Annotated in this window: 9 protein-coding genes; 4 read left to right on the top strand and 5 right to left on the bottom strand. The window is 67.7% G+C overall.

What is annotated here, in order from left to right:
• Nucleotides 1–3,851: beta strand repeat-containing protein (locus tag BM125_RS16340; protein ID WP_092409936.1), on the bottom strand; the 3,851-nt coding region annotated here is incomplete at its 3' end.
• 409 nt (nt 3,852–4,260) lie between these two features.
• Here BM125_RS16340 and BM125_RS16335 point away from each other — a divergent pair.
• From BM125_RS16335 to BM125_RS16325, 3 genes are all read left to right on the top strand, one after another.
• On the top strand, nt 4,261–7,578 hold the full coding sequence (locus BM125_RS16335; protein WP_092409934.1) for a S41 family peptidase: 3,318 nt from the start codon (nt 4,261–4,263) through the stop codon (nt 7,576–7,578).
• Nucleotides 7,579–7,868: 290 nt separating this feature from the next.
• Nucleotides 7,869–8,255: a YybH family protein gene (locus tag BM125_RS20325; protein ID WP_175498145.1), complete on the top strand. Its 387-nt coding sequence runs from the start codon at nt 7,869–7,871 to the stop codon at nt 8,253–8,255.
• Between the two features lie 68 nt (nt 8,256–8,323).
• Nucleotides 8,324–8,767, top strand: a complete 444-nt coding sequence (locus BM125_RS16325) for a hypothetical protein (protein WP_092409930.1) — start codon at nt 8,324–8,326, stop codon at nt 8,765–8,767.
• 111 nt (nt 8,768–8,878) lie between these two features.
• Here the strand turns inward: BM125_RS16325 and BM125_RS16320 are convergent, their stop codons facing one another.
• Complete coding sequence (locus BM125_RS16320) at nt 8,879–10,723, bottom strand: M1 family metallopeptidase (protein ID WP_092409928.1); 1,845 nt, start codon at nt 10,721–10,723, stop codon at nt 8,879–8,881.
• A gap of 142 nt (nt 10,724–10,865) precedes the next feature.
• Here BM125_RS16320 and BM125_RS16315 point away from each other — a divergent pair, with 142 nt between their 5' ends.
• On the top strand, nt 10,866–11,573 hold the full coding sequence (locus tag BM125_RS16315) for a LuxR family transcriptional regulator (protein ID WP_175498144.1): 708 nt from the start codon (nt 10,866–10,868) through the stop codon (nt 11,571–11,573).
• 263 nt (nt 11,574–11,836) lie between these two features.
• Here BM125_RS16315 and ubiE read toward each other — a convergent pair whose 3' ends face one another.
• The 3 genes from ubiE to BM125_RS16300 all read right to left on the bottom strand — a co-directional run bounded on the left by ubiE (nt 11,837) and on the right by BM125_RS16300 (nt 16,646).
• Entirely contained in the window at nt 11,837–12,586 is a 750-nt protein-coding gene (ubiE, locus tag BM125_RS16310) for a bifunctional demethylmenaquinone methyltransferase/2-methoxy-6-polyprenyl-1,4-benzoquinol methylase UbiE (protein WP_092409924.1), read from the bottom strand.
• 172 nt (nt 12,587–12,758) lie between these two features.
• Nucleotides 12,759–16,175, bottom strand: coding sequence for an ankyrin repeat domain-containing protein (locus tag BM125_RS16305; protein WP_245778958.1), 3,417 nt, complete (start codon nt 16,173–16,175; stop codon nt 12,759–12,761).
• Nucleotides 16,176–16,394: 219 nt separating this feature from the next.
• On the bottom strand, nt 16,395–16,646 hold the full coding sequence (locus BM125_RS16300) for a YcgL domain-containing protein (protein WP_092409922.1): 252 nt from the start codon (nt 16,644–16,646) through the stop codon (nt 16,395–16,397).
• Between the last annotated feature and the right edge of the window lie 49 nt (nt 16,647–16,695).

Raw genomic sequence — 16,695 nt, 5'->3', positions numbered from 1 at the left:
TCGTTGACCGTGATCGTGACCGCGCGATCGCTGGCATCGCCGTCGGCCCAGTCCAGGGTCAGGGTCGAGGTCGTGTAGTCGTTGCCGGCGCCGAGTGTGGCGCTGCCGCCGAGGGCGATGGTCGTGCTGATCGCACCCGATGCGCCGCCGCTGCGGGTCACCGTGAAGGTGGCCGTTCCGGCATTTTCCGCCACGGTCTGGTCGGCCGGGTTCGGCGTGAACTGCAGCGTGCCGGCCGCGGCATCGTTGGCGAGGATCGTCAGGATCGCGGTCGACGGGACACCGAGGGTGGCGCCGCCGCTCGGCGCACCGAGGGTCAGGCTCACCGTTTCGTCGCCTTCGGGTGCGGCGTCGTCGTTGATCGTGATCGCAATCATCTGTGGCGTCGCATCGCCATCGGCCCAGTTCAGGGTCAGGCTGGACGTCGTGTAGTCGTTGCCGGCGCCGAGTGTCGCGCTGCCGCCGAGCGTGACCGTGGTGCTGACCGCACCTGCGGTGCCGCCTGTACGCGTGACGCTGAACATGGCCATGCCGGCGCTCTCGGCAACGCTCTGGTCGGCCGGGTCCGGCGTGAACTGCAGCGTGCCCGGATTGCCGTCGTCGTTGGTGATGATGCCGATGCCGAGCGGGTCGGCCAGGCTCGCATTGAGCGGCGTCACGGCATCCGCGGCGAGCTTGACACTGAAGGTCTCGGTCGGCAGCGGCTCGACCGTGGTGTCACCGACCACGTTGACTGTTACCGGCACACTCAGCGAGCCGGCCGGAATCGTCACCAGCTGGTCGATGGCTGCGTAGTCGGATGGCGCGACGGCGGTGTCCGCGACGTCCCCCGATGTCACGCGTGCCGTGACGTCACGTCCGCTTGGCGCATTCAGCGACAAGGTGAATGCAAACGGCGTCGGCGCCGGACCGTCGCCTTCGTCGATCGGGCCAATGTCGTCGATGCCGAGCAGGGGCAGCGGATCGTCGTCGCTGATCGTGCCGGTCGCCTGCAGGTCGCTGCCCGCAACCGTCGTGTTGGTCGCCGAGATGTTGAGCAACAGCGTTTCATCGGATTCATCGAGCACATCACCGACGACGTCGACGACTGCATTGGCGCTCAGGCTGCCAGCCGGGATCGTCAGCATCTGGTTGCTCTGGGCCATGTAATCGGCCGGCGCCGTGGCGCTGCCGTCGGCGGTCGACCAGGTCACCACCACGTCGAGTCCGCTGGCCGTCGAAAGCGTGATCGCGAAGGGCAGCGGAACATCGACGTCACCCTCGGCGACGCTGCTGTCGGCGACACTGATGGTCGGCGCCGCGTCGTCATCGAGGATGGTCAGGACCGAATCGGCCGGATCGCCGAGAATCGCACCGGTGACGTTCTGCAGCTCGAGAATGACGGTCTCGTCGTTCTCGTCGAGCGTGTCGTCGTTGAGCGAGATCGTGAAGTTCTTGTCCGCCGCATCGCCATCCGCCCAACTGACCGGATTGACGCTGGCCAGGGCATAGTCGACGCCACTTCCGGTGGCCGTTCCGGGTGCCGCGGCCACCACCACATCGACGCTGACGGCGCCGGTCGGCGAACCAAGGCGTTGCAGGACGATGGAGGTGGTGCCGTCGGCCTCGTTGGCGACGAAGCTGGCGCTGCTGAAGGCGACTTCCTGGGGGATCCCGGCAGGTGCCGAGAACTCCGAGGTATTGCTGGCCGGATCGTCGAGGACGAGGCCGTCGACCGGCGGTACGTCGGTCGGGAAAAGGTCGGTGGCCGTCATCACGATCGACTGGCCGCGCGTGTCCTCGGCCGTCGCCGGTGTTGCGCTGGCCGTGCAGATGCCCGCCACGCAGCTGCTGACCGTGCCGCTGAGCGGCAAGCCGGCCGCGTCGGTCGTCACCACTTCATCGAACAGGAAGGTCATGCCGTCGGGGCGCTGCGCGAAATACTCGATGCGCAGGCTCGTGCCCGGGCGCGTGACGATGCTCCAGACCGTCGTGGTCGCGCCGCTGCCGGCGTTGAAAGCCGGCGCGACGCAGGCCGGCAGCGGCACTCCGGCACCCGTGCACAGCGTAGGCTGGTTCTGGCCATAGTTGGCGTAGTTGGTGTTCGGATCGTCACCGGCCGGATCGGGCTGGACGTCGGCAACGTCGATATCGTGTTCGAGATCGATGCCGATGCCGATGCCGGGCGTGGTTACGCCGTTGGCGTAGATCTGGTTGCGCTGGATCAGGTTGGCCCAGCCGTTGTTGGTCGTACCATCGCGCAGGGCCACGCCGTTGATGCCGTTGCCGGCGATCACGTTGTCGTCGAGATCGCCGGGGCCGCCGATGACGGTACCGCTGGCCGAGGAAACGACGATGCCGTTGCCGTTGTTGCCGAGGCTGAAGACGTCGAGGCCGGTCGGCGGCGCCACACCGATGAAGTTGCCGCGGATGATGTTGCCGACCGTGTTGCTGCCGCGCACGAGAATGCCGTGGCGCTCGTTGTGCAGGATGAAGTTGGCTTCGAACACCTCGCTGCCGCCGACCTGGTTGCCGCTGGTCGTCAGTACGATGCCATTGCCCGAGTTGCCGACGTCGAGCAACTGGTCGGCCGGCCCGAACGGCGCGCCGGCCGGAAACGCGAACAGGCCGATGGCGTTGCCGAAAATGCGCACGCCTTCGCCGGAAACGAGGATGCCGCCACTGGTATCGCCGCCGTACTGGCTCAGCGCGCCGCCGCCGTTGTCGCTCTTGTTGTCGCTGATGATGTTGGCCGGGCCGATGAAGGTGGTGTAGCCGGTCGGGTTGTCCGGCGCGGTACCGTCGTCCTCGAGCGTTGCGGTGATATCGATGCCGTTATCGCCGTTGCCGAGCTCGAGGCCCGGCAGGCCAGCCGGACCGATCACGTTGCCGGCGATGAAGTTCGGCAAGAGCACGGCGCCGGAGACATTGATGCCATCGTTGCTGTTGCCGCTGATCACATTGCCCGGGCCGATGAAGTTGCCGTAGGCACCGTTGCTGAGGACCACGGCATCGGGCGAACCGCCGCCCGTTCCGTTCGGAATCGCGCTCAGCGAATCGGCGCTGAGTCCGATGATGTTGCCCGCGACGAACGAATTGACGGTCATCGGATTGTTCAGGGTGATCGCCGTTTGCAGGTTGCCGGAAATGTGGTTTCCGGTGATGAAGTTCGGATTCGCGATGACGGTCAGCGCGCCTTGCAAAGCCGTGGCATAGGCGGCGATCTCGGCGAAACCGGTCGGCGGGTCGTCAAGCAGGCCCTGGATGTCCGGAATGGCGGGCGGGGGAATCGTGCCGTCGATGTTGATGCCGTCGCCATCATTCGGGGCGGCCGCGGTGCCTGCCGGATTGGTGCCGATGCGATTGTCGAGGAAGGAATAGCCGTGGCCGCTGGCATCGATGCCATCGTCGGCGCAATTGCGGATCACGAGGTTGCTGATCGTCGAGCCCTGGCCGCCGTTCGGATTGTTGATCGGCGGCATGACCGTGCCGGTCGAGAGCAGGTCGAAGCAGTCGAATCCGCCGACGCCGTCGACCGCTGCCCCGTTGATGTCGACGCGGCCACCGACCGCTCCTGCATTGGTGCCGTCGATCGTCACCTGGGCGCGGATGTCGGGCAGGTCGGCGCTCAGGGTGATGGCCGTGACCGCCGGCGCGAACGTGATCGTATGCGGACCGGTCTGCTCGTTCGCTTCCTCGATCGCCGCACGCAGCGAGCAGGTACCTGCCATGGTCTGGCAAAGCGCGTCGTCGGGCGCGTCGGCGTCCGGGTTGCTGGTCGAATCGTTGACGACGAAGTTGAGCGCATGAGCCGGCAGCGGCGCGACTGCTGCGATCAGGAGTCCGAAAATCAGGTTTCTGCTCGAAAACATGTGGCGCTCCCTGGGATCCGTGGACAAGCGGGTCGCCTCGCTGCGCTGGCTTCCCTTGCAGGCTGGGGCCGACCCGTTCGGTCGGCCATCGGCTGCTCGTGTGGACTACACGCGAAACAGCGGGCGGGTAGGCCATGCCGGCACAGCGGCACGGGAGCTGTCCTGCTCCTGCCCCCTGAAACGCCCGAGAGCGGCAAAATCGAACGCTTCGGCGTAAACGACCGCTCGGAGGCGTTGCAGCGCCATCCCGGCAAGGCCGCTTTCGGTTTGGCCACCTGGCCCCCGATCGCGCCGGCGCCGCATACCCAGGTCGCGCCAATTCCGGCCTCCGGGCAGGCCATGACCAATCGCCCGGGCCAGGCAGCCGAGGCGTGTGCACAATGCCGGCCTGCCGAACGAGGATGCGTAGATGAAGGCTGGCCTGATTGCTGCTCTCGTGCTGTTGCTTTGTACCCCTCCGCTATATGCGGAAACGGCCTACACGCGCGGACCATCGCTGCATGGCGATACGCTCGTGTTCACCGCCGAAGGCGATCTCTGGCGGGTTGCGCTGGCTGGCGGAACGGCGCAGCGGCTGACCACGAACGCGGCGCTGGAGTCGGATGCGGCATTGTCGCCGGACGGTCGCCAGGTCGCGTTCGTCGCCAGCTACGATGCCAGCCCCGAGGTCTACGTGATGGCGCTGGCCGGCGGCGCCCCGAAGCGGCTCAGTTTCGATGGGGCCAGCGTGCATGTGGTCGGCTGGACGCCGACCGGCGAAGTCCTCTATTCGAGCACCGCGGTGACCGGTCCGGGCAGCAGCGTGGTCCTGCGCTCGGTCGAGCCGGCCACCCTGGCGCAACATGCCCTGCCGTTCGCCGACGCCAACCAGGCCACCATCGACGCCGCCAGCGGTACCGTCTACTTCACCCGCTTCGGCCTGCAGATCACCGGCGATCACGTGCGCGGATACCATGGCGGCGCGATGGCCCAGCTCTGGCGCGCACCGCTGGACGGCAGTGCCGAAGCGACGCGACTGGCGCCACAGGTCAAGGCCTCCCTACGCAGTCCGATGTGGTGGAACGGACGGCTCTATCATCTCAGCGACGAAGGCGGCAGCGACAACCTCTGGAGCATGGATGCCAACGGCGGCGATCGCCGCGCGTTGACTTCGCACACCGAGTTCGACGTGATCGCCCCGCAACTCGACGCCGGCCGGATCGTCTACCAGTACGGCGCCGACATCCGCAGCATCGACATCGCCAGCGGCGAAGACCGGGTGGTGCCGATCGACCTGGTCAGCGACTTCGAACAGAGGCGCACGCGCTGGCTCGAGAAGCCACTCGACTACCTCGAGGATTTCGCCCTCGCCGCTGACGGCAGCCGGGTCGCGCTGACCGCGCGCGGTGCGGTGACCCTCGCCGCGACCGACGCGCGTCGGCGCATCGATCTTGCCGTGCCGGCCGCTGCACGCGCGCGTTCGGCGGTGCCGGGCGTGGATGGCAAGTCCGTGTTCGCGATCAGTGACATCGGTGGCCACGAGGAGATCTGGCGCTTCCCGGCCGACGGTTCGGGCCCCGGCGAAGCCCTGACCCGTGATTCCGACGCGCGACGCTGGCACCTCTACCCGTCGCCGGATGGCAAATCATTGGCCTTCGACGACAAGAAGGCGCGCCTGTTCGTGCTGGATCTGGCGACGCGCAAGCTGCGCCAGCTCGACCAGGGCCACTTCGGCGGAGACGATACCTATGCCTCGGTACGCTGGTCGGCGGACAGCCGCACGCTCGCCGTCGCCCGACCGGACAGCCGCGAAGGCCGCGCCCAGGTCGTGCTGCTGGCCAGCGATGGTTCGCGCAAGGCCGTGGTGACCAGCGACCGCTACGAAAGCAGCTCGGCGGCATTCTCGCGCGATGGCAAGTGGCTCTACTTCCTGTCCAACCGCGATTTCGTCGCCACCCCGCGCAGCCCGTGGGGCGACCGCAACATGGGGCCGACGTTCGACCGTCGCACCCGGATCTATGCGCTGGCCCTGCAGGCGGGGAAGCGCTTTCCGTTCCAGCCGGCCGACGAACTGGCACCGCCCGACAAGAAAGCCGGCAAGGACAAGGACGATGCGGCGGTCGGCAAGGGCAAGGGCAAGGGCGCCACGCCGGACAGCAAGCCAGCGCTCCCGGCGATCGCCTGGGACGGACTCGAGCAGCGCCTGTACGAAGTGCCGGTCGCAGCCGGCAACTACAGCGTCCTCGGCGTCGACGACAAGCGCCTTTATTTTCTCGACCAGGACGCCGGTGCCGAGGCCCATCCCAACCTGATGAGCCTGGCCATCGGCAACGACGGCGACGAGGCGGAGACCTTCGCCAGGGACGTGCGCAGCTACCAGCTGTCCGCCGACGCCAGCAAGATCGCCTTCATGAAATGGAAGGACAAGGGTGCCGGCGACATCTTCATCGTCGATGCGGCGGCCAAGGCGCCGGACAAGCTGGACAAGCTGAAGCTGCGCGCAGCCGACTGGCGCCTCGCCATCGATCCGCCCGCCGAGTGGCGGCAGATGTTCGTCGATGCCTGGCGAATGCACCGGGAATTCTCGTTCGACCCGGCCATGCGCGGCGTCGACTGGGACAAGGTCCGCGCCCGCTACGAGCCGTTGCTCGCGCGGGTGGCCGACCGTCATGAACTCGACGACCTGATCGGCCAGATGACCGCCGAACTCGGCATCCTGCACTCGCAGGTGCGCGGTGGCGAAATGCGCAAGGACGACGAGGTCGCGACACCGGCGGCTCTCGGTGCCGACTTCGTCGGCGTCGACGGCGGCCTGCGCATCGCCCACATCTACCGCACCGACCCGGAACTGCCGAACGCGCGCGCACCGCTGGCGAAGCCGGGCGTCGATGCACGCGAGGGCGACCTGCTGACCGCGGTCAATGGCAAGCCGGTGGGCAACGCCGCCGAGCTCGCCGACGCCCTCGCCAACCAGGCCGGCAAGCAGGTCCTGCTCGACCTGGTCCGCGACGGCCAGCGCCGGCAGACGGTGGCGGTGGCGATCGACAGCCGCGGCGAAGCCGGTCTGCGCTATGGTGACTGGGAACAGGCCCGTCGCGAACGCGTGCTCGAGCGTGGCAAGGGCCGTATCGGCTACCTGCACCTGCGTGCGATGGGTGGCAACGACGTCGCCGATTTCGCCCGCGAGTTCTACACCAACGCCTGGCGTGACGGCCTGGTCATCGACGTGCGTCGCAACAACGGCGGCAACATCGACAGCTGGATCATCGAGAAGCTGCTGCGCCGCACCTGGGCATTCTGGACCTCTCCGGAGAGTCCGCCGGGTTTCAACATGCAGCAGAGCTTCCGGGGCCATCTGGTCGTGCTGATCGACGAGCGCACGTATTCCGACGGAGAAACCTTCGCCGCCGGCATCAAGGCGCTTGGCCTTGCACCGCTGATCGGACAACGTACGGCCGGCGCCGGCATCTGGCTGTCCGGGCGCAACGCGCTGGTCGACGGCGGCATCGCCCGGATCGCCGAGTTTCCGCAGTTCAGCGTGGCCAACGGCCGCTGGCTGATCGAGGGCCATGGCGTGTCGCCGGATATCGCCGTGGTCAACGCGCCACTGGCCACCTACAACGGCGAGGATGCGCAACTCGACGCCGCACTTGGCTGGCTCGAGGACAAGCTGGCCCGCGAGCCGGTCAGGTCGGTGGCACCCGAGCCGCTGCCGGCGCGCGGCACGCCGGGCTGGGACATGCAATAGGCGCTCGCGGAATCCGGCCGGCGGATTCGGCACTCTTGCCGCCGTGCCCGACCGGCCCTGGCCCTGACCGTGCGCGGATGCCTGCGGCGATCGCGCAGGAGGCTGGATTCAAGCGATTTCATGCAACGCAGGGAGGCGAAAGTGAGCTCGCCGATGGAACCGAGGGCCTGCACGATCCAGGGCCAGGGCGAGGGTCGGGGAAATTCCTGAAGATCCGGGCTAGCATGTGCGAGCCTGGACCGTCGGCACGACGGTCCGGCCAGGCAACTTCACGCAGTCCGGGAGCAGCGATGGCCATACACCCTGTGGAGCAATGCGTCGCCGAGCTCGACGCCGCCTTCAACCGCGGCGATATCGAATCGGTTCTCGACCATTACGAGGACGCTGCCGTGGTCATGGTTGCGCCCGATCGCAGCATCAGCGGCAAGGACAATCTTCGGGCGTTCTTCGAACTGTTCATGACCTCCGGCAGCACGGCGAAGCAGGATCGCATGCACGTGACGGCGCAAGGTGATCTCGCCCTGTACCTGTCGCACTGGACATTGACGACGCCGGGGCCGGGCGGGCCCGCCGGCGAACAGCACCACGTTGCGACATCGGTGTTCCGCCGTGGAATCGACGGGCGCTGGCGACTCGTCATCGACAACAGTTTCGGACCGCTCGTACTCGAACGCTGAGGCACGCTGCGCCGACTTCAGGCGCTCTACCCTCTGCACCCATCACCACGTTGACCGGACGAGGCGCCATGAACCGACTCGATTCCCGCCAGGCGATCGTCGACGACGAGCATCTCAAGCTGCTCGCGCTCGGCTACCTGTTTTCGGGCGTGATGACTGCGCTGTTCTCGCTGCTGGGCCTCGTCTATGCCGTGATGGGACTGCTCATGAGCACGTTGCTCGCCGCAGCAGCCCGGAGCGGATCGCACGCCGGCAGCCTCCCGCCGCAATCCCTCGGCGCCGTCTTCGGCATCTTCGGACTGGTCTTCTTCGTCATCGGCGCGAGTCTCGCGATCGCCAAGTTCATGGCCGCTGCGCGCATCCGGCGGCGCCGCGCGCGCACGTTCTGCCTGGTGGTCGCCGGTGTTTCCTGCCTCGGCATTCCCTACGGCACGGTTCTCGGCGTGTGCACGTTCATGGTCCTCGGCCGCGACAGTGTCGTCCGCCTTTTTGCCGCGCCAGAGGCGCCCTGAGCGCAGCGATGACCGGCTGCGCAGGGGCGCCACGGGTGTTTCGGCCCACAGCCGAGGCGATCCCGGGACCGGCCGGCGCGGCACGCCGACCCCGTTCCGGATCGGATGTGCCTACAGGCCCAGCACCTTCTCGACCGAACCGCGGGTCAGCGGATGGTAGCCGCCCTTGGCCTTTTCATAGACGCCGATGGCGAAGCGCTTGCCATCCTCGCTCCGGGCCAGTTCTTCGTAGATCGGAATGATCAGCTTGCGCCGGCCGATGCGTTCGATGAACGCGGCGATCGCCGGACGCGCCTCCGTGTAGCCGGCACGCACGGTCGCCACGTACCAGCGGAAGGCGATCTCTCCATTGCCGGTACCGGTCAGGTGCCAGGCCTTGTCGAGCGCCTTCATCTGCGCCGGCGTGGGCTTTTCCGGCAGAGTGTTGATGAAGCGCAGCCACTCGTAGGTGACCCATTGCTTCGCCGGAATGTCCTTGGCCGCCAGGGTGCCGGCAAGGAACGCAGCGGCCGCCTTGTCGACCGCATCGAAGCGCTCCGATCGGGCGGCCGGCGCGTCGGCCGGAATGCCGGGCTGGTGCAGCCATTCGTCGATTTCGGCCGAGCTCACCTTGCCGCAGTGCGGCGCTTCGAGATGCGCGCTGTAGTACTCGAGGAACTCGCGCGTGGTGATGCTCTGGAAGGCGAAATGGTCGAAGTAGGAACGCAGGAACGGGTCGAAGACGTCTCGCCCGTAGCGTGACTCGAGGAAGCGCAGGAACCAGCGGCCCTTGTCGTAGGGCACGCCGGACAGGCCTTCGTCGGGATCGATGCCGGCGAGGTCGGTGACCAGCAGCTGCTCGCGCGGCTTCATGCCCTGCATTTCGCTGCGCAGCTCCTGGTCGTCGACGACCAGCTGCATGGTGGCGACGTCCTTGCCGTAGACCGCCTCGACGATGCGGTTTTCGACATAGGTGGTGAAGCCTTCGTTGAGCCACATGTGCTGGGCGTTGGCATTGGTCACCAGGTTGCCCGACCAGGAGTGCGCGAGCTCGTGGGCGATCAGGCCGACCAGGCTCTTGTCGCCGGCGATCACGGTCGGCGTGGCGAAGGTCAGGCGCGGATTCTCCATGCCGCCGAACGGAAAACTGGCCGGCAGCACGAGGATGTCGTAGCGGTCCCAGCGGTACGGGCCATATAACGACTCGGCCGCCTCGATCATCTTTTCGGTGTCTTCAAACTCGCGCGCGGCCTTGGCGACCAGGCTCGGCTCGGCATAGACCGCGGTGCGCGGGCCGGTTTCGCGCACGTCGAGTTCACCGACCGCGATCGCGAGCAGATAGGACGGTATGGCCTGCTTCATGACGAAGCGGTAGTCGCCGTCGAGCGCATGCCTGGCATCGTTGTCGGCGCTCATGACCACGCGCAGCGCCTTCGGCGCGGTCACGTGCGCGGTGTAGGTGAAACGCACCGACGGCGTGTCCTGCAGCGGAACCCAGCTGCGCGCATGGATCGCCTGCGACTGCGAGAACATGAACGGCTGCTTGCCGCTGGCGGTCTGGGCCGGGCTCATCCATTGCAGGCCTGAGGCCTGGGGCAGGCTGTGGTAGCGGATGCGCACCCTCGGCACGGTGCTCTCGACGGTGATGCGCAGGGCCGAGCCGAAGATCGGATCGCGCGCGTCGAGGGTATAGGCCGCCGGCCGCGACGCACCGTCGGCACCGATCGCCTCGATCGACTCGATGGCCAGGTCGCGCGTGTCGAGGACCAGACTGCGTGCCGCGGGATCGTGCCAGTCGAGGCTCAGCGTGGCGGCCCCGTTCAGTTCCTGCTTGTCGAAATCGACGCCGAGCTCGAGCGCGAGTGCGGTCACGCTGACCTTGTCCGGCTCGGCATAGCTGTGCGGATCGGGTTCCGCGTGGGCGATCGTCAGGCTGGTACCGAACAGCAACGCGCTGATGAATAGACTGGATTTCATGATTCCTCCGAGGCAAGCGCTCAAGTATGCCAAAGAAGCGCGCGGTGCCGGCCTTCCGTACCCCGGCGAACGGAACCGACCGCCGCAGGTCGGAGGCATTGTGCGGGCGAAATGCGTATATTCGGGCCCAGGGGGCGTTTCGATGCACGAACAACTCGACAGCCTGCAAGCCTTGCTTGATTGCCGGACGGCCGATGAGTTGCGCCTGCGATCCGGCCAGCTGCTGCAGCGTCTCGGCTTCGAGAACTGGATCTACACCAGTGGTTCGAACGCGCATCGGCTGCCAGTCTTGCTGAATGCGTATCCCGCCGACTGGATGGCGCACTACCGGCGCGAGGGCTATTTCGAGGTCGATCCGGTCGTCGAACATTGTCGCCACCATACGACGCCGTGCCTGTGGGCCGCCGATCCGCACGCGCGCCGCGTTGGCTATCCGACCGAATTCTTCCGCGAGGCGGCCGATTACGGCCTGCGCCTCGGCATCGGCCTGCCGATCCACGGCCCGGCCGGACAGGCCGGCATGATATCGGTGGCCACCGGCAACACCTCGAGTGCGCGCGAGAACCTGCGCCACCTCGGAGAACTGCATCTGTTCGCGTCGTTCCTGCATGAAGCCGGGCAGCGCCTGGTCAGCACCGGCTCGCAGGAGCAGGTGCACCTGACCGCGCGCGAGCTCGATTGCCTGCGCTGGGCCGCCGAAGGCCGGACCAGCTGGGAGATCGGCCAGCAGCTCAGCATCGGCGAGCGCACGGTGGTTTTCCATCTGCAGAACGCGGCCCGCAAACTCGGCGTCATGGGTCGTCGCCAGGCCATCGCCAAGGCCATGAGCCTGCAGCTGATCGCGCTCTGAACAAGCCAGAAGCACAAAAAGTCCACCTCGTCAAGCTGTAAGAACTTACAGCTATCGCTGCGCGTTTTCGGCAGGCATCCTGTACGCACGTGGTCGGCACAGCCGCCACCCCAGTCCCCCTAGTCGAACGAGGGGAGAACGGTGCGCAGGACGCGTTCCGCTCCTCGTTCGGCTTCTTTTTTTGCCCAAAGCCTTCCCAGCGGAAGGCTTTGTGCTTTCCGGCCCTGGCTGCTCTCGGCCGAGGAAGGGCTCTCGCCCGACATTCAAACCCGGTAGCCGCGGTGAATGGCGACGATTCCCGCCGACAGGTTGCGCACATCGACGCGGGTGAGCCCGGCCGTTTCCATCATGCGCTTGAGGGTGGCCTGGTCCGGATGCTTGCGGATCGACTCGGCCAGGTAGCGGTAGCTGGCGTCGTCGCCGGCGATCAGCTTGCCGATCCGCGGCAATACCGAGAACGAGTGGAAATCATAGAGCGGCTTGAGCAGCGGCTCGCGCACGCTTGAGAACTCGAGCACGAGGGCGCGGCCGCCGATCTTGAGCACGCGATGGATTTCGGCCAGCGCGTTTTCCTTGCGCGTCACGTTGCGCAGGCCGAAGGCCATGGTCACGCAATCAAAGCTGCGATCGGGAAACGGCAGCGCCTCGGCGTCGAGCCGGGCGTAACCGAGCCCGCGCAAGAGACCGCGGTCGGTCAGGCGGTCGCGGCCGACCCGCAACATGTCGCCATTGATGTCGCCGACCACGACATGGCCGCGCTCGCCCACGCGCGGCAGGAGCAACGCCGCGATGTCGCCCGTTCCTCCGGCCAGATCGAGCACGCAGTCGCCGGGACGCACACCGCTGGTGGCGACGAAATGACGCTTCCAGAGCCGGTGCACGCCGAACGACATGAGGTCGTTCATGATGTCGTACTTGCGCGCGACCGAGCTGAACACCTCGCCGACCAGCCGCGCCTTGTCGTTCTCGCCGACTTCGCGGAAGCCGAAATGGGTCGTGTTGGGCTTGTTCATGGTGGGGGATGGTAGCTGAAAGCCGGGATTGGGGATTCGGGATTCGCAAGAGCCAAGGTTGCTCTGACGTACTCGGGTTGCTGTCCCCTGCGCGGCAGAATCGATGATGCGGCAAGTCAGCAGGGTCCTGCTGACCCCTCGAATCTCGAATCCCGAATCCCCAATCCCGGCCCTAATCAATCACCCGCTTGCGCAAGGTCTGGCGCACGCCGGGGACCGGGCTGCGCACGACGCCGAGTTCGGCGGCGACGTCGACGTAGCCGAGCAGGGCCGCGATCTCGCCGGCGCTGCGGCCGAGGCCGTCGCGCTGGTCGATCGGTGCGCCGTGGCTCTTGAGCAGGCGGGCTACGCCGAGCAGGCCGTGCATGGCGCAGGCATGCAGGGGACTGACCCCGCGCTGGTCCTGGGTGTCGACGGCCGCACCCTTGCCGATCAGCAGGCTGGCGAGCTGGCCAATGTGCTGGGCATCGCAGGCCGCGCCCGGTTCAGCCCGGGCACCGAGCAGCAGCAGCAGCGCGTCCTGTCCGGCCTGGTTGCGGGCATCCTTGCTGGCACCATGATCGAGCAGCAACCGGAGCAGGTCGCCGGCGGTTTGCGTGTCGCGGCTGTCGAAGGCGAACTGGGCCGCCGCCTGCAGGGCGGTGTTGCCGCGATCATCGCCGGCGTTCGGATCCGCGCCGCGCTCGAGCAGGGGTTCGGCCAGGCGCGGCAATCCCAGGGCCGCGGCAATCATCAGCGGCGTACCGCCGCCGGGCAGGCGCTGGTCGGCGTCGACCCCGTGCTGGAGCAGGGTGCGCATGACCGCTTCGCGGCGCGCGGCGACTGCCGCCGACAGGCAGGTTGCCCCCGAATAGGAGGCCTGGGCCGGATCGGCACCAACATCGAGCAGGCGCACGACCAGCGCCGCATAGCCCGATCCGGCCGCGCGAATCAGTGCCGTGGCGCCCTGGGCATCGACGCTGCCGACGGCGAATCCGAGACCGAGCAGTTTGTCGACCGCATCGATGTCGCCGGTCGCCGCGGCCGCGGGAAGATCCGATCCGCGCAGGGCGCGTCGCGGCAGGCGCCAGCGCGGCCAGTTCAGCCAATACACGAGATCCCGGTCGGCCCGGGACAGGGCCAGGCCAAGGGCCGTTTCGCCACTCGCCGACGCCGCCTCGGGATCGGCACCGTGCCGGATCAGCACGCGCGCCACGGCAACCGCGGCGGCGCTACCGGCCTTCAGGGCATAGTGCAGCGGTCGCCGCCCGCGCGCATCGCGTGCGTTCGCGTCGCCACCGCAGACCAGCAGTCTCTCGACCAGATGCGCTTCGCCGAGAGCACTGGCGAGGTGGAGGGCGCCGACCTCACCGACCAGGCGGCCGAAGCAGTCGCCGCCACGCTCGATGAGCTCATGGGCCAGGGCGACCATCCCGGCGTGCTCGCCCATGCCCGGCACGGCGAACAGCACGCGCGCCACGAGGGCCGCTCCGCCCACCGCATGACCGCGACGGACGAGATCGTTCAGGGCATGACAGGAACCGGGCAAGACGGACAGCAGCGCTTCACCGAGCAAGCGGCCATCGTCGAGTCGCACGTCGGCCGGCAGGCCAAGGTTGAGGACCCAGGTTCGTGCCTGGCCGTGTTCGGGTTCGAGCAGGCCGAGATAGAGATGGGCGCGCTGCACCGGGGATTGCTGAAGCGCCGCGTCGCGCATCTCTTCGGCGACGCTCCAGTGTCCGAAACGCAGCGCGTCGAGCAGATGCGACGCACCTTCCTCGCTGGCCGCCACCGGTTCGCTGGCGAGGCTGCTCGGCAGTGCGAAACCCGGATCGAGCAAGGCGACGATCGGCCAACGACCGGCGGCCGCGGCATGCTCGACCGCGCGGCGTCCGTCGCCGCCGGCCACTCCGCGATCGGCACCGAGGGCAAGCAGCGCGCGCACCACCTCCTCGCTGGCCGCGCGCGCCGAGCAGGCAATGATCAGGGCCGTTCGACCCAGCGAGTCGACGCGGTCCGGATCGATCTTTTGCCTGGCCAGGGCATGGATGATCGCCACCGAACCGGAACGCGCCGCTTCCATCAGCGCGGTGGTGCCGTTGCGGTCGAGCAGATCGGCCTGGGCGCCGGCCGCGAGCAGGACTTCGGCAATCCTTGCGTGTCCGGCCAGGGCGGCAGCCATCAGCGGCGAGCGATCAAGCAGGCCGCGGCAATCGACCTTGACCTTGCGCTTGAGCAGCAGCTTTACCCCGCTCGGATCATCCTCGGCCACGGTCGCCGCGAGCAGCAGGGCCGGCTGCGAGTTTTCGACCTCGGTCTTGGCGCCGCGATCGAGCAGGAAGTTGGCCAGCGCCCAGTTGCCGTTGGCGCAGGCAATGCCGAGCGCCGTGCGCCCTTCGCGATTGACCGCGTTGATCTCGACCCCGGCGTCGACCAGCAGCGCGGCGACGATCGGCTCTCCGCACAGGGCGGCATGGTGCAGGACGGTGTTCGAATCGACGTCGGTGACGGCCGGGTCGGCGCCGTTGGCGAGCAGGGTCATGATCGCGTCGGGCCGGCCCTGGAAGCTGTCGCGCGTGGCCGCGATCAGCGGCGGCATGCCGCCGTGCGTGCGGTTGACGTCGACCCCCTTGGCGATCAGGGCACGCAGCAGGCGCAGGTCGGGCAGGATGACCGCGTGGATGAGGACGCTGCGCTGGTCGCGATCGCCCGCCAGTGGCGCCATGTCCGGGTTGGCGCCGCGTTCGAGCGCGGCCAGGGCGAGGTCGACCTGGCCGGTGCGGGCCGCGGCAAGCAGCGTGGCGCTGGCGTCGAACACGCCGATGTCGTCGGGCAGGGCGACTGCTTCGCTGTCGGTTTCGTCGCGCTCCTCCTCGCGCTGGCGCGTGGCGCGCTTGGCCCGGACGTCGAGAAACAGGATATTCACGCAACGCGTCGCCAGCATCAGCCAGGCCAGCGGCACGACCACCAGCGCGTACAGGACGATCGCCGAGACACGAATTTCGAACGGCAATCCGGCGCCCAGCGCGGCCAGCGCCAATGCGCAGACGCAAACGACCAGCAGGGCCAGTGCCGATGGCAATCCGTGGCTGAAGAAGACATCGTGTTCGGCGGTCAGCTGGCGGGCGAATCCGAGCGAACGACGCAGCGCGATGGTCAGCCAGGAACGCGTTCCCTGTTCGGGATAGGCATCGTCCCAGACAAAGGGCAGGACGAACGCGGGCCACAGGCGCCACAGCGAAAGCAGCGAAAGCAGCATGGCCGCCGACAGCGCCAGCGCGCCAGTCAGTGACGGCTCGCGAACCAGCCACCAGGCCGGGGCGGCCAGCATCAGGGCGACGAAGACCGCATAAAGACTGAGCAGGACGAGACCGGTCAGGCCCCGGCGCGCGATGCTGCGCAGGAAGCCGCCGTCCATGCCGAAGCCGATACCGGCGCAGATCGCGGTGAGCATCCAGGCATCGCCGATCAGCAGCACGATCAGCATCGACGGAGCGGCGATCCAGGCCGCCGCGGCATGGAAGAAAAGCGCGGGTACGAAGCGCCCGAGGCCGCCGAGCAGTGAACGCGGGGGTGCCGGCGATTTCGGCATGTCGACGCCGGTGTTCATCGATCGCAAGCGGGGCGGTGCGCCCCGGCTCGGGCTTGGGCATCGCCACGGGTGCCGCCCAGGCGGGTGCCGGGTTGCCTGTGCCGGGCGCGCCCTGGATGCGGATGTGGGGCCTTTGCTGACATCGCTTCGCCTGCGGTTGTGCCAGCGACGCACCCGAAACGGGTGTCGCGCGCCGCGACACTTGCAGTATAGCGATGCCCTTCGCGCATGCGCGCTTCAGCTCGCCTGGCCGGATTCGGCGGGTGGCGGCCATTGCAGGTGATAGCCCTGCCGATCGAGGTTGCCGATGACCACGTCGACGTTCTCGCGCGCAAGCTTGCGCTGCGGCGACAGTTCGATCTCGATGACGAAGCCGAGATTGCCGAGCGCCTCGGCAATGGCCGCGGGCAGCACGTCGAAGCGATCGGCTTCGCGCAGGTACACGTAGGTATCGGCCTTGCGCAGGCTCTTGTAGACGAAACACTGCATCAGCACCCTCTCCCCGAATCAACAGCGGGCTGCAGGATAGCGCAGCCCG

The sequence above is a fragment of the Dokdonella immobilis genome (assembly GCF_900115085.1).
Classification (GTDB): Bacteria; Pseudomonadota; Gammaproteobacteria; order Xanthomonadales; family Rhodanobacteraceae; genus Dokdonella; species Dokdonella immobilis.
This window is presented reverse-complemented; position numbering and strand designations above follow the sequence as displayed.